We start from the raw sequence: 19214 nt of genomic DNA, 5'->3' as shown, positions 1-19214 counted from the left end.
TTTTATTGTAATAGTAGCCAAACGGTTTGAGCTGCCATTGCTTCTGGAATGTCGGGCAGGAGTGGCTCGTGATAGAGTTGAAAAGTGCGAGCAGCTAAAGTAGTGTGACAAAGTTGAATAAGGTTTTTCCGGGTAAGTCGACTGCAGTTAGTAGAGATAAGTATTTTACCTGGAGAATGGAGCAAAGGCAAAGCGGTTTGGAGCAGTGATTTTAAATCGTGTTGGACTTGAAATGTTTTTCCTTTTTTTCCTCGCGAAAAGGTAGGGGGATCTAAAATGATCATATCAAAAGTTTCTTTTCGACGTTGAAGTTTGAGCAAGCTGTCGCGAACGTCTTCTCCCCAGAATCGGTGATGTGAAGGATCGAGTTGATTTAAACGAAAATTTTCTTTAGCGCGTTGGATCGATTTTGGGGAGAGATCGATGCTTAATGTTTCGCCATTACCAAGAGCTGCCATAACGGAAAAAGAGCCGGTGTAGGCAAAGCAGTTGAGGAGTTTTTTCGGTTGTTGTTGTCTTACGAAATTACGATTGTTGCGCTGATCCAGAAAGAGGCCGAGTGAGTAGCCGGCGTGAAAATCGATTTGAAAAGAAACGCCACGTTCTTTAACGATCGTGACAAAGTTAGAAGGAGGGGCGCCTTGAATCAGTTCAGACAGGTTTTTTTCAGTGGCTTGTTGGGTTAAGCGTCGACTCCAGAGGCGTTGATAAGAGAATGCCAGATGATCTGTCCAGGGTTTGATTTGAGGAATGATTTGTTTTAAAAACTCTGTTTTATAATAGGAAATTAAAAGGTCTTGGTTCCATCGTTCGATCCAACCTTGTTCTGAGGAAAAAATGCGGTGTGCTGTGGTATTTTCTTTTTGAAATTGCTTCCAAATTGATGGAGATATCCAATTTTCAAAATTTTTTTTCATTTTTCTTAATTGCGGATTAAGGATTGCTTTTTAAAGGATTTTATGTTATTTAATAAATAATCAGGAGAATTTTTTAACTACGTTTTCATTTTTTTTTTAATCCTTTCTTTTAAGTTATGATTCGTCTCTTTTTTGTTGTTTTATTTTTTATTTCTCAAGTTATTTTAACTTTTTCAGCTCAGCGGACTGATCCGGTTTTGATTCTTTCGGTTTTAACGGATAGCGCTAAGTTGTCTACTTTGGGTGAGCGAGGCGCCAATCCTAGAATTAATAAAGCGATGTATTGGTTGTGGTATGCGCAACAACAAGGTATTTCTCCTAAGGAGGTGATCGATCAAGCTTTGTTGGTCAATCATACTCCGCAAGTGAAAGCGACTGTAGTTGAGGAGTCCTTGTTGCGCAATTGGTCAGCAGCTAATGAATGGGGGCTTTTTTTATCGACGAATAATCTTCAGTCCCTTAGGCGAGGAGGTTCTGCGAAAGTCATGAAGGGGCTTTATCAAGGAGAGATAACGGAAGTGGATCATATGATTCCTTTTGCGGTGGCACCGGAAATTGGTAATGAGATTTTGAATTTAGAAATTTTGCCTAGGACTTTGAATCGACAAAAGAGTGATTATGTAGGCGATGTACAGTTGGCTTATGCGCGACGACTTTTATCCTTGAATTTGATTTCTCAAGAAACGTTTTTAAAAGTCCAGAAAGCGCGCTATGAAATAGCTCCTCCTCTTTTGTTGCCAGCATTCCTGGAGCAAATTTTGGACGGCGAGGATTTTGATAATATTTTTAATATTTCTGAGTTAGCAGGATCATGAGATAAGTGATAAGGATTGGTGAGTTTTATTCATTATCCTATCAGCTACTTGCGGAAGATTATGCCAATTTTTCAATTTACTGTACGCTGAAGTTGGGTTACATTAAAATGTTATAATAGATAAAATGAATAGTCCCATAAAAAGGGAGAAAAGGAGAGAGAATATGAAAGCGAAGTTTTTTCGTTTATTTTTATTAGGATTTTGCTTGTTAATTTACGGAGAACTTTCCTGGTCGGTACCGTTAAAATTAAGTCAGGATTTTAATGGAAGTTTTGGGGTAACGGATGCCCAATTTCTTTTCAATTCTACTGGTAATCGAGTGATGTACTCCGGAATTTTTGCGCCGGATAATTTTGAAACTTTATTTGCTATTTCGCCTAATGGACAGAATCGCACGTTTTTGAGCGAGCCATTGGTTCCTATGGGAGGTGTAGAGCAATTTTCTAACACGTCTGATGGAAAATTAGTTGTTTATCGTGCCGCTAAAGCGGGAATGAATAGAGTAGAGTTATTTAGTGTTCCTGTAGAAGGGGGAGCGATAAAAAAGCTCAATGTGGACTTGGTGCTAAACGGTTCAGTTACCGATTTTCAAATTGCGGGGAATAATATTATTTATTTGGCTGACGCTTCTATAGATGAGAAATTTGAACTTTTTAGTGTGCCGGCTAATGGGTCATCGGCTGATAATTTAAAGCTCAATGCGCCATTAGGACCAGGAGATGATGTTTTTCCTGGTTATCAGCTTTCGCCTAGTCGAAATCATGTGGTATTTCAGGCAACTTCAGGATTAAATATTCGGCTGTTTAGCTCACCTGTCACACCGGAAACAGCAGGGAACGCCACAGTTTTGGATCCTTTAGGTAACGCATCTTTGTTTGAGATTACGCCTAATGACGAAGTGGTATTCACTTCAAATCAAAATGGTCCGCAGGTTAAACTTTTTAGTGTGCCCATAACAGGTGGAACATTAACTCAACTTAATGGTAGTCTTGTGGTGGGAGGAAATGTTTCAAGCTTTCACGTAACTTCTGATGGATCGCAAGTGGTTTATACCGCGGATGCTTTGATCAATAATGTTTTTGAATTGTTTCATGTTTCGATAGAAGGGGGGACGGTTAAGAAATTAAATCCACCTTTGGTAGCGAATGGAAATGTTTCTGATCATTTGATAACGCCTGATGGTTCTAGGGTGGTTTATGTGGCGGATGCTTTGGTTAATGATGTTTTTGAGTTGTTCAGTGTTCCTATAGAAGGAGGAGAGGCCGTTAAATTAAATCAAAGTCTTGTTCTGGGGGGAGATGTGAGTTCGGGCGATGTGGTAATAACGCCCGATGGGAGTAGAGTGGTTTATTTGGCTGATGCTTTGGTTAATGATCAGACGGAAATTTTTAGCGTTCCCGTTACAGGAGGTATTCCAGCCCGTTTGAATCAAAGTTTAGTGGCGGGCGGCGATGTGGTGATGAGTTTTGAGGTTACACCCGATAGCAGTCAGGTTGTTTTTATCGCTGATGCAGTAGTGGATGATGCTTTTGAGTTGTTTCGTGCTCCGATTGGAGGCAGTGAAGTGGTGCGGTTAAATGATAAATTGGTTAATAATGGAGACGTTTTCGATTTTCAAATAAACTTCAATGGAAGCCGGATCGCTTACCGAGCGGATCAGGAAATTGATAGCAAGCGGGAACTTTATATTACGCCCCTTGTGTCTTTGCTTTCTGATTATGATGATGACGGGCAAAACGATATTTTAATTCGACAAGGGCATAAACTTAAAATTCTTGCACAAGACTTGAATAACACTAACCAGACTAGGGTTAAAACTATCAATGGCAAAGTTAAAGGCAGAATTATTTTGGCTAACGACTTGAATCAGGATGGTAAACCGGATTTAGTCATTAAAAGGGGTAAAAAGCTAACAGTCAGCAGTGTCAATAGCAACTTGAGCTTGGAACAAGCAAGCGTTATCCTTCCCAAGCTTCCTAAGAAAGAAAAATTTTTAGCGAGCGGCCGATTAAAAGGATTTTCAGCTTATATTAGCGGGAAAAAAAGAAATATTCGGCTCTTTGTTGAAACCACGGAGGTGGCCCAATTTCAACTTCCCAAGAAAAGTAAGGTGTTGGGTATTGGATTGGTAAATCATGTTCATCACCTCATTATTAGTAAAAAACAAGGAAAGAAGAGAATGATCGAAGCTTTTCCTTTGATTGAGAGCGATATCAAACAGTTTACTTTCGGAACTGAAGCAGTGAATTTGGGCGAATTGCCTAAAGGACAGAAAGCGCTTAGTGTTATTGTTTCACCTCGTGATATTGGTGCTTATGCTACTGCGAAAGCTGGCAAAAACTTTTTCAATTTAGTGCTTCCATTGAATAATACTGGCTTTATAATGGGGACTGGTATTAAAGGGAAATTTGTTGGACCTAAATAAAGCAAGTTTGGTTATTTAATTTAAACTAAGGAAATATTATGAAGTTTCTTCAAAAGAAAGAACAAAAACCTTTATTGTATCTTATTGCGCTAATTAGTGTTTTGAATGCTCCTTTATCTCAAGCTGGAGATAGTAAAATGATGGAGTCTTACGATTCAAAAACTATTCGGGCAGAAAGAAAATTAAGGGATGATAATTGGCTATTGCCATCAGTCGTTACCATTGGCGGCAAAGTGGGCGAGCATCTCACGGATGGTATGATCGATTGGCTGGTTCCTTTTTATTCCGATAAACAAAACCTTTTCTTTTTTAATTCCACACTTCGAGGAAATGACAGTTCGGATGAGGTGATTAATTTGGGATTGGGCTATCGCTATAAATTTTCTGATCGCGATATTATTTTAGGAATTAATAGCTATTATGATTATTTAGATACGAGGTTTAATAATCATTACGATCAATTTGGTGCAGGGGTCGAAATGTTAACCAAATGGGTTGATGCTCGCTTCAATTATTATTTGCCTAGCTATCAAATCGAAAGAGTAAGTCGAAGATTCCATGATGGCGATATTCTGGAAAAATTAGAAGCTCCTTTCGAGGGCTTTGATACTGAGATCGGTTTCTTAGTGCCTTATCTTGATAAATATACGGAACTGCGCTTGTTCGCCGGTTATTATAATTTTGATAATCGCATTGGTACACGTTACGAAGGTCCTAAAGCTCGGGTCGAGTGGCGAGTCTTGCAAGGGGTTATCTTAGACTTTGAATATCACGAAGATGAGGGGATCAATGGAGGAAAATATGCTGCGGGTATGCGTATTTCGGCTCCTTTCAATTTGGAAAATCTCTTTACTGGAAAAAATCCTTTCGAGGGCATTGGAGAATTTTTCAAATTTGGGCCTCGTGACTTTGAAGCACGACGAACCGAGCAAGTCATGCGTTGGAATTGGTTTGAGCAAGAAAATCAAAATAGAATTAGAAAAAGACCAGACCCTAGACATCGCAATGGAGGGGAAGGCCGTTTTGGCAATGGTGATAGCGATTCTGAAGACTTTAATCTCTTGCCCCCTACTCTGGAGCCAGGAAATCCAGGAAACCCAGGGAATCCTACCCCGGGCTAAACTTGATTTGCTTAAATTTGAAAAAAGAGCAATGGCATAAGCTGTTGCTTTTTTGAAAAAAATTAATTCTTACGTCGTTTCGATGACTTTTTTACGTTTCGATAAGACACCGACTGTTTACCTGCAGTCAGCATTTCTTGATAGCCACTGCCTTTTTGAATTTCATGGATTTGATCCCGCAACAGTGCTGCTTTTTCAAACTCCAATTTAGACGAAGCAGATTTCATCTGCTTTTCCAAATCTCGTAAAAATTCGGCTAAATCAAAATCGCTTCCTTCATTGCCTAAAATTGAAGCTTCCACTTCCTTGCCGCGAAGCAAAGTTTGTAGCGATTCTTGTTCTGCTCGAATCACGCTACGGGGCGTAATATTATGCTGCTGATTATAAGCAGCCTGTCTTTGGCGGCGATTTTCAGTGATTTGGATAAGTTGTTGAATCGATTTTGTTATCACGTCGGCATAAAGAATCACCTCACCATTAATATGTCGTGCAGCGCGTCCCGCAGTTTGAATTAAGGAAGTAGCCGAGCGCAAGAATCCTTCCTTATCCGCATCTAAAATGGCGACTAACGAAACCTCCGGTAAATCAAGACCTTCTCGTAAAAGATTAATGCCAACGAGCACATCACAATTACCAGCTCGCAATTGGCGCAACACTTCCACGCGTTCAATAGCATCAATTTCTGAGTGTAAATAGCGAACTTTAATATCCAGTTGTTGCAGATAATCTGCTAAATCTTCTGCTGTACGTTTAGTTAAAGTGGTTACTAAAACCCGCTCTTTGCGTTCCACACGGAGCTTAATTTGTTCCATGACATCATCAATCTGACCCTTCAACGGTTTAATAATCACGGGAGGATCCATGAGACCCGTAGGGCGAATGATTTGTTCCACTACTTTGCCATGTGTTAGATTGAGTTCATAGGAGCCCGGTGTGGCCGAAACATAGAGAACTTGGTTGAGCATGCTAGTAAACTCATCGAAATTCAATGGACGATTATCTAGCGCGCTAGGAAGGCGAAAACCGTGTTCCACCAAAACCATTTTTCGCGAGCGGTCACCCGCATACATACCGCCAATTTGTGGAATCGTCGCATGACTTTCATCGACAATTAACAAAAAATCTTTTGGGAAAAAATCGAGCAATGTGTAAGGGCGAGAGCCTGGTGGACGACCGGTTAAATGGCGTGAATAATTTTCAATTCCAGGACAAAAACCCATTTCCTGAATCATTTCTAAATCGTAATTAGTACGCTGCCGTAAACGTTGTGCTTCGACTAGCTTGCTAGCGCTTTCCAACTGAGCGATTCGTTCATCGAGTTCTTGTTGAATTGTGACAAGGGCATGACGAATTTTTTCATGAGGTGTTACAAACTGTTTCGCCGGCATGATAATAAACTTAGAATATTCTTCGAGTGTATTGCCTGTTAAAGGGTCGAAATGAGAAATCTTTTCTATTTCGTCGCCAAAAAATTCAATGCGCAATCCGTTTTCCTGGCTGGCTGGAAAAATCTCCACCACATCGCCTCGCACCCGAAACTGGGCACGTTGTGGGGCTACGTCGTTGCGTTGATATTGCATATCCACGAGTTGTGTCAGCACAAAATCTCGTGAAGTACGAGTGCCCAGCTCTACTGGTAAAACCATTTTGGAAAAATCTTCTGGAGAGCCCAATCCGTAAATGCACGAAACACTTGCAACTACAACCACATCACGGCGCATTAAGAGAGAAGCGGTGGCAGAAAGACGAAGTCGTTCGATTTCTTCATTCAGACTAGAATCTTTTTCAATATAAGTGTCGGTTCGCGGAATGTAAGCCTCGGGTTGATAGTAATCAAAATAACTCACAAAATATTCCACGGCGTTGTTAGGGAAAAATTGCTTGAACTCGCTATAAAGCTGGGCAGCCAAGGTTTTGTTGTGGGAGAGTACTAAAGTTGGCCGTCCCAAATTTTGAATGACGTTAGCCATGGTAAACGTTTTTCCCGAGCCCGTAACACCCAAAAGCACCTGGTTTGCATGCCCTTGTAAAAAACCTTGAGTCAATGCCTGAATTGCTTGAGGTTGATCTCCACAGGGAACATATTGAGAATTCAACTGAAACGCCATTCATTCATTATTTAGCAAAAAGTTAAGATTTGTCGATTGCACCTCAAAAAAACTCTTATTTTCATCACTTGCCTGTTTGGCAATTTGCTTTTAGTATCCAGGCCTCATGAGTACATTAGAAATTAAAGATCTCCATGCTAAAATTGGAGAACAAGAGATTTTGCGGGGATTGACTTTAACAGTACCTAAAGGTGAAGTGCACGCTTTGATGGGGCCAAATGGTTCAGGCAAGAGCACTTTGGCAAAAGTTTTGAGTGGACATCCTGATTATGAAGTAACCGCTGGAGAAGTATTGTTGGATGGGAAGAATATTTTGGAAATGGAACCGGACGAGCGTGCGCGCGCAGGACTGTTTATGGCGTTTCAATATCCTAGCGAAATTCCAGGTGTGACTATTGCTAATTTTTTGCGAGCAGCTTTGCAAGCGCGTTTGCCAGAGGGTGAAGAGATTGATGCGATTGAATTTTACAATCGTTTGTATCAAAAAATGGATCTTTTAGAGATGGATCGCAAATTCACTTCGCGCGCCGTAAATGACGGATTTTCGGGCGGTGAAAAAAAGCGCAATGAAATTCTTCAAATGGCGATGTTAGAACCGACTTATGCCGTTTTGGATGAAACGGATAGTGGTTTGGATATTGATGCGTTGCGAATTGTTGCGAAAGGGGTGAACACCTTGAGAGGCTCCAATTTGGGGGTTTTAGTTATTACTCATTATCAGCGATTATTGGACTATATTGTGCCGGATCACGTGCATGTTTTGGTGCGAGGGCGTATCGTCCGATCGGGCAGCAAGGAGTTGGCTTTGGAATTGGAAAAGAAAGGTTACGACTGGCTTTTGAAAGAGTGCGGTGAACTAGCCAGTACCTAGCGAATTTCCTTTTTTTGCATTATATTAAAGATTGAAAGACAGTTATGAGCGAAAAACCAGTGTTAGAAATTGAACGGGAGACAGGAAATTTTCATTATCCTGAGCGCCATCAGTATGATGCGGGAATTGGGCTAGACGAACAAACGATTCATTATATTTGCGATGTTAAAAAAGACCCGGAATGGGTTCGAGACTTTCGTTTAAAAGCTTTACAAACTTTTCAAAGCAAGCCTTTGCCTACGCATTGGGCAAGTCACGATTTAGACAATATTCATTTCGAAAAGATTCGTTATTATTTAGCAGCGGGCCAACAACCCAAGCGTAGTTGGGAAGAGGTGCCAGACGATATTAAAAAGACTTTTGAACGATTAGGAATTCCTGAGAAAGAACGAAAGTTTTTGGCTGGTGTCGAAGCGCAATTTGATAGCGAAGCAGCTTATTCCAATGTGAAAGAAGAGTTAGCCAAAGAAGGTGTTATTTTTGTCGGAAGCACGGAAGGGCTTCATAAACATCCCGAAATTTTTAGAAAATGGTTTGGTAAAGTTATTCCTACGGGTGACAATAAATTCAGCGCATTAAACAGCGCAGTTTTTAGTGGTGGTAGTTTTATTTATGTGCCGCCCGGTGTGAAGGTAAAACATCCACTTCAAGCTTATTTTCGTATTAACGCCGAAAATTTTGGTCAATTTGAACGCACGCTCATCATTGCAGATGAAGGAGCTGAAGTCACTTATATGGAAGGTTGCACGGCGCCTAAATTTGAAACCGCCACGTTGCACAGTGCAGTTGTGGAATTGGTAGCGTTGCGCGGAGCAAAAATTCAATACATAACCGTTCAAAACTGGAGTTCGAACGTTTTTAATTTGGTGACAAAGCGGGCTTTGGCACAAGAAGAAGCTGAAGTGAAATGGATTGATTGCAATATCGGTTCTCGTTTGACGATGAAATATCCGGGAGTGGTTTTGAAAGGTCGAAAAGCGCGTGGCGAAGTATTGAGTATTGCATTAGCGAGTGATGGTCAACATCAGGACACAGGCGCAAAAATGATTCATGGCGCTGATGAAACGACGAGCAATATTATTTCGAAAAGTATTAGCATTGGCACGGGTCGCGCTTCTTATCGTGGATTGGTTTATATCCCGCAACATTTAAAAGGATGCAAAAACAATACCGAATGCGACGCTTTGCTCATTAACACCGAATCGCGGACCGATACTTATCCCGCTATCGTTGTTCGGGGCCAGGGAAATTCTGTGCAACATGAAGCCAGTGTGAGCAAAGTTAGTGCGGAACAGATTTTTTATATGCAACAACGCGGTTTGTCTGAAGCGCAAGCCATGAGCTTGAGTGTGAACGGTTTTGTTAATGATCTCGTGAATCAATTTCCTTTGGAATACAGCGTGGAATTGAAGCGCTTGATTGATTTGGAGATGGAAGGCTCTGTGGGTTAATTTTTTAGCAAAATTTTACAACATGAATTCTATTATTAACGGCCCTCAAGCATTCAATTTTTCGAATTTACCGTCCTCATGGCAGGCTAGACAGAAAGTGGCATGGGAAAAGTATCAAAAAATTTCAATGCCGCATCGGAAAGATGAAGATTGGCGGTTTGCTAATATTCAATCCATTCAATTGAACTCATATCAATATGGGACTGCAACTTCAGAAAGCGAAAAAGAAGAAATTCTCAAACAATCCCAAGTGCCTTTTCCTACAGCGGCTCGTCTTGTTTTTTCGAATGATGAGAGAGTGGCTTGTGATCTGACGAATTCTGACTTGAAAAAAAAGGGCGTAATTATTACAACCCTGTTAGAGGCGGTAAAAAATCATTCCTCACTGATTGAAAATTATTTTTTGAAACAGCGAGTGGCTTTAGGTTCGGAAAAATTTACAGCATTGCATGAAACATTTTGTCGATCGGGCAGCGTGATCTATGTGCCTGCTGGAGTGGAAGTTCAACAGCCTATTGTCATTTTTCAATGGTTAAGTGGCAAAAATCAATCGGTGTTTCCCCATACGATAGTTGTGACCGAGGCCAATAGTAAAGTAACAGTTTTGGAAATTTGTCAATCTACAGAAGAGCTTCCTGGTTTTGTGTGTAGCTATAATGATTTGGTAGCTAAGGAAGGCTCACATTTAACCTATGTTTGCGCGCAGCGTTGGAGCGAAAAAGTGTTGGCTTTTCACATGGGTGCGACCACGGTGGAGCGCGATGCTTACGCGAAAACGTTAATGGTTAATTTTGGAACTGCATTTTCGCGCAACGAAAATCGATCGCGTTTGACTGCGCCGGGCGCTCAGAGTGAAATGTTGGCGATGTCGTTGGCGCATGAAAATCAGGAGTTTGATCAACGTACGCTGCAAGATCATTTGGCGCCTAACGCGTGGAGCGATTTGCTTTATAAAAATTCTTTGAATCATGGAGCTAAATCAATTTTTCAAGGATTAATTCGAGTGGAACCGGGAGCGAAGCAGACTGATGCTTATCAGACCAATCGTAATTTATTATTAAGCGGAGAAGCTGAGGCCGATTCTATGCCGGGTTTGGAAATTTTAAATGATGATGTGAAATGTAGTCATGGTGCGACGACAGGTCAGGTAGAGGAAGAATTACTTTTTTATATGCAGGCGCGTGGCATTCCTGAAAATCAAGCTAAGCATTTGTTAGTGGTAGGTTTTTTGGAGGAGGTCGTAGCGCGTTTGAATGAACCTGAAATTGCCAGTTATTTGCACACTTTGATTGAAGAAAAATTTGAACGTTCCGAAAAAATTGTTTGGCAAAAAAAAGCGGTTTCAAATTCTCCAGCATCCAAAACGGAAGTGGATGTCAAAGCGTTGCAGGGGGCGGTATGAAGGCGCTGACTCCTGAAACAACTATGGGAGAGATCTTAACGATGTTACCCGGAGCGCGTCGGGCTTTGTTTCAACGTTACCACGTCGGAGGTTGCAGTAGTTGTGGATTTCATCAGAGTGAAACGTTGGCAAGCCTTTGTCAGAGGAATGATAATCTGAATGTAAAAGAGGTGATTGCTTATTTACAAGAAAGTCATGAACAAGATTTGAAGCGATTGATCGCACCCCAGGCGCTGGCCGATTTGCAAGGCAAAGGCGAGGCGGTTAAGCTCATTGATATCCGTTCGCGCGAAGAGCATGAGGCAGTAGCGTTACCTCATTCCACGCTTTTAACAGAAGAGTTGATGCAAGAATTAATGATGTCGTTTCCTCGTCAGAGTTGGTTGATTTTTTATGATCATCAAGGCGCAAATGCTTTGGATGCGGTAGCTTATTTTGAAGGTCACGGTTTTGAAAAAGCTAGAGCATTACAAGGTGGCATTGATGCTTGGTCGTGTGAAGTGGATAAAAACTTGCCTCGTTATCGTTTGGAATCATGAACGAAAAAAATATCAAACAAGCTATGCAAAATCCTCAAAACCGAGGAGAAATGGCTGCGGCGGATGCCGTGGGCACGGCGGGTAGTCCGGGTTGTGGGGATATGTTGAAAGTTTGGTTGAAATTTCGGGAAGATCAAAAAGGAAAAAAAACGATTGATCGCGCGACTTTTCAGTCGTTTGGTTGTGAGACAGCGATTGCTGTGGCCAGTGTTGCTATGGAATTGTTGCGAGGAAAAACGGTCGAGGAAGCCAAGAATCTTTCAGATAAAGAATTATCAGCGCCCTTGGGGCCTTTGCCTCCGATGAAAATTCATTGTGCTTCATTGGTGGAAGAAGCGTTACGGGACGCGCTAAAGAGTTCTGCGGAGTCCGCTTCTGATTCTCATGGAACGAAAGTAGCGTCTTCGGACAATTTAAGGGATCGAATGAAAGCGGGCACAAAATCAAAAGGGAAAGTGGTTTTACTAAAACCTGCTCCCGAATTAAGTTGAAATTTATGATCAAAAATCAAGAAATCGTTTTAAAACGGGATTGTGAAGTGATTCAAATTCCGAGTGGAGAGAAAGTGCTTTTGGAAAAAGGAACACCCGTTTTTGTGACGCAGGCGTTGGGTGGAACTTATACGGTTTCTTATTCTCGAGGTTTGGCACGCATTCCTAGCAAGGATCAAGATGCTTTGGGAGTTGTTACAGAAGAGACAAGTGAAGCAGAAAATCAGTCAACCTCGGGTGAAGTGAATGAGGAGAAGGTATGGGAGCAGTTGAAGACGGTTTACGATCCGGAAATTCCGGTGAACATTGTGGATTTGGGATTAGTTTATAGCATGGAAGTTAAGAAGGAAGAGAAAGGTCATCGGGTGGAAGTGAAAATGACTTTAACGGCGCCGGGTTGTGGAATGGGACCAACGATTGCAGCAGATGCGCGTGAAAAAGTTTTGTTAGTTCCTGGTGTAGTGGAAGCGGATGTGCAATTGGTTTGGGATCCACCTTGGAATCCTGGAATGATTAGTGAAGCGGGTCGGATGAAGTTGGGGATGGTATAGTATTTGTCGCAGGCGGAGTGTTGGTCATTAAGACTTTGACAGTAGGGCTGCGCAAATAATGAGAAAATAGGGATTCATTTTCTTTGGTAATAATAATGCGACCAATGCGATTTAAAGGTGTGCTCTGTTTAGTGATGGTGCCGTAGACGGTGAAGAGCGCTTCATAACCGTATTGTAGGGCGCGTTGTTGAACGTGAGCGTCCCAATCGCCGTAGCTATAAGCCAGCGCATACACAGGAGTTCCTAGTTTTTTTTCTAATAAAAATTTGGAATATGCCAATTCTTGTTTAAGCCACGCTTCGTATTGTTCTTCGGATTTGCCATTGCGATGGGTAAGTTTGGGATGCGATTTGGTGTGGCTTTGAACGGTGCATCCGTTGTGTTGCATTTCTTTGAGTTGTTCCCAGGTGACAGATTGAGGGCCGAAATTAACAAAATCGGTATAGCAAAAGAAGACCCAAGGATATTTAAATTGTTTTAGAATTGGGTAAGCGTGTAGATAAACCGAACGATAACCATCGTCGATAGTAATAAGAACAGATTTTTCAGGTAGCGGAATTTTTCCTTTTAAAAAATTGATTAATTCATCGAGCGAAATGGGTGTCCAAGCGTTGTCTTTCAAGAATTGCATTTGCTGAAAAAAATTTGTCGTATTAATGGAATAAGGAGTGCGAACGGGGCTGTCGAACTGATGATAGCCGAGCACAACCACTGTGGCGTTCGTGCTAAGAGCAGGAGTCGTCGTAATGGTAATTGATGGTATATTATTATTGGTGAGTTCGATTATTTCTCGAACCATAAGTGAATATGTATTGGTGTTGGGCGCGGGTTGAAGTAAGTCGAGTGCGTTATTCGGAAAAAAGGGTGGGGGAAAAAGTAAGGATGTAGAATAAAGGGAGGCTGAGCTACTTAAGCACACACCTATAAAAATGAGATTTTGAAGAAAACGACTTTTCACAATAAGAAGAAAATTAAGAAAACGCTTGTTCGACTGCCTCTAAGATCATGTGAATGAAAAGCCCATGAATTTCTTGAATTCGCGCGGTGTTGGAGCTTGGAACAAGTAATGGGTGTTCACAAAGATCGCGTGCTTTGCCTCCATTTTGACCGGATAATAAGATGGATTTTACATTTTGTTTTTTTGCGATTTCTATAGCTTTAAGAATGTTTGGAGAGTTGCCACTCGTGGAAAAAGCAAAGAGCAAGTCACCCGGTTTTGCGAGCGCCTCTAAAGGGCGGCTAAAGATATCGGTATAACCAAAATCGTTCGCGATACAGGTCAAAGCAGTTGTGTCAGCGACAAGACTGATCGCTGGCAAGGGTTTTCGATTGCTTCGATAACGACCAGTAAATTCTTCAGCAAAATGCAAGGCATCCGCAGCGCTGCCACCATTGCCGCAACTGAAAAGTGTTTTTCCTTGTTTTAAGGTTTCAATAGTGAGTGCACAAACAGCCTCCAATGAGGGTAATAAAGTGTGTGTTCGTTTTAAAACTTCTTGCGCTTCTTGCCATTGTTCGGTTACGGTTATCATAAGAAAGCTCTTTTTTAGTTTAATTTGTTTTATCTGTCATGAGAATTTTATTTCGTTATTTATCGGCCCAAATATTGGCGCCTTTTTTTACCTGTCTTTTAGGTTTTATTTTTTTATGGGTAGTTTTTGATATTTTCGATAATGGCTCAGATTTTATTGAAGCAAAAGCGCCTTTTTCTTTGGTGGTGAAGTTTTACTGGGTTCAGTTGCCGAGTATGTTGGCAGTAGGCTTGCCTTTGGCTGTGTTATTGGCTTCGTTGTTTTGTCTGATTAATTTATCACGCCGCAACGAATTTGTCGCGATGCAATCCAGCGGGCTAAGTTTATGGCAAATCGGTTTGCCTTTTATTGTATTGGGTTTGTTGACGTCTCTATTTTTAGGTTTCTTGCATTGGAAGGCGGCTCCAGAAGCGCTGAAAAAAAGGGAGGCAATTTTAGAGGATTTGGAAGTGAGCCGGGATTTGGCAAAAAAATCGCGAAAGAAAAGTGAAGAGGTTGGCGTTTTTCAAAGTTCGGTAGTCTATCGCAATCCTAAATCGAACCGGATTTGGTTTATTGAAAAAGCAGAAGTCAATAAAGCGCGATTGCAACAAGTGGAAATTTTACAGGTGACGCCTGAAGGAAAAGATGTTTGGAAGTATTATATTGATACAATGAATTGGGATGGAGAGCAGTGGAGAATGCATCAGGTTTTGCGTATTGTTTATGATGGAAAAGGGAATGTGAGCCAGAGCGAGTTATTGAGTAACTTTCAAGACCCTCGCTTAGAAGAAACTTTTTTGGAGGTGACAAGTTTAATGAAAAATCCCGAAGCGTTAAGTGTTCCGGAACTTGAGGTGTATGTAGCGCAGAATATTCATTCGACAGTCAAACGGCTCGCTCCTTATCAAACTTTACTTTATTATCGTCGAGCGATAGGGGTAACCTGTTTGGCAATTATTTTGATGGCTCTGACATTTGCTTTGACCAGTTCCAAGCGCAATCTTCTTGCTGGTTTTAGCAAAACCGTAGTTATCTATTTTGCTTTTTTGATTGTTATCCATTTTTTTATTGCTCTTGGTAAGGGAGGAAGGATTCCTCCTGGGATCGCAGGCTATTTGCCGGCTGTTTTATTTTTATTAAGCAGTATAGCGCTGTTTTACTGGAAAACGACGCGAGTGGAGTTGCCGAGCTTGATTCAATTTTTGAAAAAATCGTGATGTCATAAAGAATCGCGAATTGGTGAAGTTCCTATTTGCCATTATTCCATTTTATCGCTAAAAAATAAGTGTGAGCAAAACGCCTGATTCCTCAGATCCAGAATTGTTTTCCATGCCTCAATCTTCTGAAAGTGGAAAGGGGGAGAAGACAAAAAGTTCATCCAATGGAGGTAATGGCTCTAATATGGATTCATTACGCGATTTTATGCGAGCGACCTCAGGACGTCCTTCAGAGAAAGCGAGTTCATCGACTTCTTCTTCAGAGGATTCCAATACCTCGGCTTCTTACCAACCTTCTATTTATAAAAAACCAAGTTCCAGTGAAAGTTCTGAAACCCATAAAACTATGCCTACCGAAAATCCTGTAATTGATTATCGAAAAAATGTTCAACGCCAAGTTCGCGAACAGAAAAAAGTAAGTTCTGCATTGGGATTGATTACTTATGGTGTTTTAGGTGTTGTCTTATTGTTTGGCGCTTTAGCGGGTTATGGCGCTTATGTTATTTTTGGCGAATTACGCACGCAAAAAGCGACTGCGGAGCAAATTCGGCGCGATCTAAATGGTCAGATTGAAACGTTGCAAGCGAATCTTTCTCAAACACAAAGTGCTTTAGAGCAGCAAAGTCAACAAGCGAATGAAACCATTATGAATTTGCAGAAACAGTTAGAAACGCAAAAGACTGGGTGGCAAGCCGATTTGGCTAATGAAAAGAAAATTCGCAATGGCGCGCTCCAAAAGCGGGATGATGAGATTTACGAATTACGGCAACGAGTACGACGTTTGGAAAATCGTTATTAGTTTGTGATGTTGTTAGGCCATGGCCAATCTTGAATTACTTCGCATTTTGTCCGAATGGCGATTGCGTTTTAAACGGATCAAAGAAATTTTAGCGCCACCGCTTTGGAGTAAAACCGATTGGCAAGTGTTTTCCTGCACGTTAGCAGTGATGGTGCAGAAACATGGCGCGCATTGGGAGCAAGAGGGGAAGCGATATTGGGACATGCGTTGGTCGATTCGCGAGGGAGGGGAATTGGTTTGTCAGATTGAACAGATGCCCCAGAAATCGGTTTGTGTCGTGGTTGCTCAAACGGGAGGTTTTGCTGGAGATGAGGGTTATACTTGGTTATGGGCCGAGTTTGATACGCAAGGTCAATTTATTCACGATCCTTATTTTGTGGATGGCACTTGGAAAGAAGCATTACTAGCGCTTTTGCTGCCTTATTCTGGGCGTGCAGGGTTTTATTTGGGTAATCGCGCGGCTTCGCCTGCATTGTTACAGGAAAAAACCGAATCGAGTTAATGTTTTTTTCTAGGTTTGAAAATGGGCAGAGGCGGATTTTTCCATAGTTTCCACGAGACTGCAAGGCCACTCATTAGCATGAGTAGTGAAAGCAGTTGACCTTGAGTTAAAAATCCAAACCAAAAACCAATTTGTGCATCAGGCTCGCGAAATTGCTCTCCAACGATTCGTAATAAAGGGTAAGTGATGAGCAAAGTTGCAAAAATAAAGCCGGGAGTTTTAGTTTTTCTTTTTACGGCCCACAAAATGAATCCTAAAATTATGCCTTCTAAAACCGCTTCATAAAGTTGAGAGGGATGACGCGGTTGCAAAGGAGTGGGGCTATCGGGAAAGATGACTGCCCAAGGCACATTCGCTGCTCTACCCCAGAGTTCGCCATTCATAAAATTAGCGAGGCGCCCTAAAAAAATGCCGGGCGGCGCGGCGAGCGCTAAGGCATCCCATAATCGCCAGATAGAAGTTTGATGGCGCTTAGCAAAGATTGCGCTAGCTATTAAAAGACCGACTATGCCGCCGTGGCTCGACATGCCGCCTTTCCAAACTTGTAAAATGCTCCAAGGTTTTGTGACCGTTGTTGGCCAATCGTAAAGTAAACAGTAACCTAGTCTACCTCCAATTAAAGTGCCCAAGATGATCACTTGCGTCATGAGAGCTTCAATTTCTTGAGCGGATAAGGGCAGCCAACCTTGTTTGCGCCAATGTTGGCAAAGAAAATAGCCGATCAAAAATCCAGCAATATAAGCCAATCCATACCAGCGAATTCCGAAGTTCGGAGAAAATTTTATCAGAAACGGACTGAGGTTATGATAATAATAAGCTAACATTCTACTTGCCTTCTAGCCCAGTTGAAGGCATTTTATCAAGCTTTCGTCAAAAAATAATAGAAGAAAAATAGAAGAAAATTATAGAAAAGGCAGAGTTTTATGGGATTTGCAGTAATTCGCACTGGCGGCAAACAATATAAAGTTGCTCAAGGTGACATGATTGAAATTGAAAAACTGAATCAGGATTTGGGCAGTAAAACTGAATTTCCTGAGGTGCTACTTTATGCGGATGATTCGGGAGTTCAAGTTGGGAAACCTTTGCTCAAAAGCGTAAAAGTGGCTGGGGAAATTGTAGGCCAAATGAAAGCGCCCAAAGTGGTTGCTTATAAATTTAAGCGTCGCAAAGGTTATCATCGCACAGTGGGTCATCGGCAGCAGTTGACCCGAGTAAAAATTACTTCAATTCAAGCGTAAGGGAGATAGTTATGGCACATAAAAAAGGTCAGGGAAGTGTTAAGAACGGAAGAGACAGTCATAGCAAGCGACTGGGAGTGAAAAAATTTGGCGGTCAGCGAGTCAAAGCAGGCAACATTCTTATGCGCCAACGCGGTACACGATTCCATGCTGGAAAAAATGTCGGCATGGGTCGCGATTATACTTTGTTCGCCTTGCAAGAAGGTGTCGTGGCTTTTGATCGCGCGAATCGTCGTATTTCTGTTGTCGCCCAACAGGCTTAAAGAGCCGCGCTTTTTAAGGTTTTGATGTAAGCGGGTAGCATTATTGGCTTTATTAATCCTAACAAAAATTTCTAAAGGATTAGTTTTCTTATCTAATTTAATCTAAAAAGACGTTGTCTCAACTAAAGTTTATTTCCGAGGAACAAGGCGTTGCATTTTTAAAAAACCCATCGCATGATGCTTAAAGTATGCAAGCATTGCCGATTGCCATGACCATTGCAGGCTCGGATAATTCGGGGGGAGCGGGTATTGAAGCGGATTTAAAAACGTTTACAACTTTGGGAGTTTATGGCACATGTGCAGTAACATGTGTCGTGGCGGAGAATCCGGCGCGCGTGAAATCGATTCAAGCAGTTCGTTCTTCCATTTTACGAGATCAAATCGACCTTATTTTTGAAGTTTTTCCTGTGCAAGCGATAAAAACAGGCATGCTTTATTCCGAGGCACTTATTAAAACTGTGGTCGATTGTTGTAAACGTCAAAAAAAAATCCAACTTGTGATTGATCCAGTTATGGTCGCAACGAGTGGCGCGTGTTTGTTAAAGCAAACTGCAATTCGAACTTTAGAGGAAAAATTAATTCCTTTAGCAACATTAGTGACTCCTAATTTGGATGAAGCCTCGCTTTTTTTAAATGAACCAATCAAGGATTGGGAGGCGATGCAAGAAGCCGCCTTTCTTTTGCAAAGACGATGGAAACGTGCGGTTTTGTTAAAAGGAGGTCATTTAAAATTGAAAGAGGCCGTTGATATTTTAGCAACAGTAAAAGGGATAAAAATTTTCCGTGTGCCTTATGAAAAAAAAGTTCACACGCATGGAACAGGATGCACCTTTTCCGCAGCGATTACGGCTTCGTTGGCTAAAGGTTTTCCTTTAGAAGCAGCGGTGCGTGCGGGTAAGCAATTTGTGACACGAGCGATTATGCGTCGAAAAAAACTAGGTCGTTTTGAGGTGTTAAATCATTTGCCTTAATTTTTTTACGAAGATGAAA

Annotated in this window: 20 protein-coding genes; 15 read left to right on the top strand and 5 right to left on the bottom strand. The window is 41.5% G+C overall.

The genetic code is table 11. The features are described from left to right. Window positions 1-2: 2 nt before the first annotated feature. The gene (locus K1X66_00915; protein MBX7156935.1) at window positions 3-917 is read right to left on the bottom strand and encodes a class I SAM-dependent methyltransferase; all 915 of its coding nucleotides are present in this window, start codon (window positions 915-917) and stop codon (window positions 3-5) included. 116 nt (window positions 918-1033) lie between these two features. Between K1X66_00915 and K1X66_00910 the strand changes: the two genes are divergently transcribed. The 3 genes from K1X66_00910 to K1X66_00900 all read left to right on the top strand — a co-directional run bounded on the left by K1X66_00910 (window position 1034) and on the right by K1X66_00900 (window position 5278). Beyond that, window positions 1034-1732, top strand: coding sequence for a hypothetical protein (locus K1X66_00910; GenBank protein ID MBX7156934.1), 699 nt, complete (start codon window positions 1034-1036; stop codon window positions 1730-1732). A gap of 163 nt (window positions 1733-1895) precedes the next feature. Then, window positions 1896-4157: a hypothetical protein gene (locus K1X66_00905; protein ID MBX7156933.1), complete on the top strand. Its 2262-nt coding sequence runs from the start codon at window positions 1896-1898 to the stop codon at window positions 4155-4157. A 38-nt stretch (window positions 4158-4195) separates the two neighbouring features. Further along, complete coding sequence (locus tag K1X66_00900) at window positions 4196-5278, top strand: inverse autotransporter beta domain-containing protein (GenBank protein MBX7156932.1); 1083 nt, start codon at window positions 4196-4198, stop codon at window positions 5276-5278. A gap of 62 nt (window positions 5279-5340) precedes the next feature. Here the strand turns inward: K1X66_00900 and uvrB are convergent, their stop codons facing one another. Beyond that, entirely contained in the window at window positions 5341-7386 is a 2046-nt protein-coding gene (uvrB, locus tag K1X66_00895) for an excinuclease ABC subunit UvrB (protein MBX7156931.1), read from the bottom strand. Between the two features lie 106 nt (window positions 7387-7492). On the opposite strand from uvrB, the gene sufC reads away from it, so the two are divergent. The 6 genes from sufC to sufT are packed head-to-tail and all read left to right on the top strand — an operon-like array spanning window position 7493 to window position 12691. Beyond that, the gene (gene sufC / locus K1X66_00890; GenBank protein ID MBX7156930.1) at window positions 7493-8257 is read left to right on the top strand and encodes a Fe-S cluster assembly ATPase SufC; all 765 of its coding nucleotides are present in this window, start codon (window positions 7493-7495) and stop codon (window positions 8255-8257) included. A 44-nt stretch (window positions 8258-8301) separates the two neighbouring features. Then, entirely contained in the window at window positions 8302-9708 is a 1407-nt protein-coding gene (gene sufB, locus K1X66_00885) for a Fe-S cluster assembly protein SufB (GenBank protein ID MBX7156929.1), read from the top strand. A gap of 22 nt (window positions 9709-9730) precedes the next feature. After that, a complete protein-coding gene (gene sufD, locus K1X66_00880; GenBank protein MBX7156928.1) occupies window positions 9731-11110 on the top strand; it encodes a Fe-S cluster assembly protein SufD in 1380 nt (459 codons plus the stop codon). A gap of 23 nt (window positions 11111-11133) precedes the next feature. Next, entirely contained in the window at window positions 11134-11649 is a 516-nt protein-coding gene (locus K1X66_00875; protein ID MBX7156927.1) for a rhodanese-like domain-containing protein, read from the top strand. Beyond that, window positions 11646-12140: an iron-sulfur cluster assembly scaffold protein gene (locus K1X66_00870; protein MBX7156926.1), complete on the top strand. Its 495-nt coding sequence runs from the start codon at window positions 11646-11648 to the stop codon at window positions 12138-12140. Before K1X66_00875 ends, K1X66_00870 begins: the two co-directional genes overlap by 4 nt. Window positions 12141-12145: 5 nt before the next feature. Then, entirely contained in the window at window positions 12146-12691 is a 546-nt protein-coding gene (gene sufT / locus K1X66_00865; protein ID MBX7156925.1) for a putative Fe-S cluster assembly protein SufT, read from the top strand. Here the strand turns inward: sufT and K1X66_00860 are convergent. Together K1X66_00860 and K1X66_00855 are read right to left on the bottom strand one after the other, a co-directional pair. Further along, window positions 12654-13490, bottom strand: a complete 837-nt coding sequence (locus K1X66_00860) for a polysaccharide deacetylase family protein (protein ID MBX7156924.1) — start codon at window positions 13488-13490, stop codon at window positions 12654-12656. The genes sufT and K1X66_00860 overlap by 38 nt on opposite strands. Window positions 13491-13662: 172 nt before the next feature. After that, window positions 13663-14220 (bottom strand): SIS domain-containing protein, encoded by a 558-nt coding sequence (locus tag K1X66_00855; GenBank protein ID MBX7156923.1) that lies wholly within the window; start codon window positions 14218-14220, stop codon window positions 13663-13665. A gap of 41 nt (window positions 14221-14261) precedes the next feature. On the opposite strand from K1X66_00855, the gene K1X66_00850 reads away from it, so the two are divergent. The 3 genes from K1X66_00850 to K1X66_00840 all read left to right on the top strand — a co-directional run bounded on the left by K1X66_00850 (window position 14262) and on the right by K1X66_00840 (window position 16723). Continuing rightward, window positions 14262-15422, top strand: coding sequence for an LptF/LptG family permease (locus K1X66_00850; protein ID MBX7156922.1), 1161 nt, complete (start codon window positions 14262-14264; stop codon window positions 15420-15422). A 70-nt stretch (window positions 15423-15492) separates the two neighbouring features. After that, window positions 15493-16221: a hypothetical protein gene (locus K1X66_00845; GenBank protein MBX7156921.1), complete on the top strand. Its 729-nt coding sequence runs from the start codon at window positions 15493-15495 to the stop codon at window positions 16219-16221. Between the two features lie 19 nt (window positions 16222-16240). Then, window positions 16241-16723 carry a hypothetical protein gene (locus K1X66_00840; protein MBX7156920.1) on the top strand — a complete coding sequence of 161 codons (483 nt, stop codon included), beginning with the start codon at window positions 16241-16243 and terminating at the stop codon, window positions 16721-16723. Here the strand turns inward: K1X66_00840 and lgt are convergent. Next, complete coding sequence (lgt, locus tag K1X66_00835; GenBank protein MBX7156919.1) at window positions 16720-17547, bottom strand: prolipoprotein diacylglyceryl transferase; 828 nt, start codon at window positions 17545-17547, stop codon at window positions 16720-16722. The genes K1X66_00840 and lgt overlap by 4 nt on opposite strands. A gap of 99 nt (window positions 17548-17646) precedes the next feature. On the opposite strand from lgt, the gene rplU reads away from it, so the two are divergent. From rplU to thiD, 3 genes are all read left to right on the top strand, one after another. Continuing rightward, window positions 17647-17961, top strand: coding sequence for a 50S ribosomal protein L21 (rplU, locus tag K1X66_00830; protein MBX7156918.1), 315 nt, complete (start codon window positions 17647-17649; stop codon window positions 17959-17961). An 11-nt stretch (window positions 17962-17972) separates the two neighbouring features. Further along, window positions 17973-18224: a 50S ribosomal protein L27 gene (gene rpmA, locus K1X66_00825; protein ID MBX7156917.1), complete on the top strand. Its 252-nt coding sequence runs from the start codon at window positions 17973-17975 to the stop codon at window positions 18222-18224. A gap of 188 nt (window positions 18225-18412) precedes the next feature. After that, window positions 18413-19195 (top strand): bifunctional hydroxymethylpyrimidine kinase/phosphomethylpyrimidine kinase, encoded by a 783-nt coding sequence (gene thiD, locus K1X66_00820; protein ID MBX7156916.1) that lies wholly within the window; start codon window positions 18413-18415, stop codon window positions 19193-19195. Window positions 19196-19214: the final 19 nt, after the last annotated feature.

The sequence above is a fragment of the Verrucomicrobiia bacterium genome, assembly GCA_019694135.1.
GTDB lineage: Bacteria > Verrucomicrobiota > Verrucomicrobiia > JADLBR01 > JAIBCM01 > JAIBCM01.
Note: the sequence above shows the minus strand (reverse complement) of the source record. Positions and strands in the feature narration are given on the sequence as shown.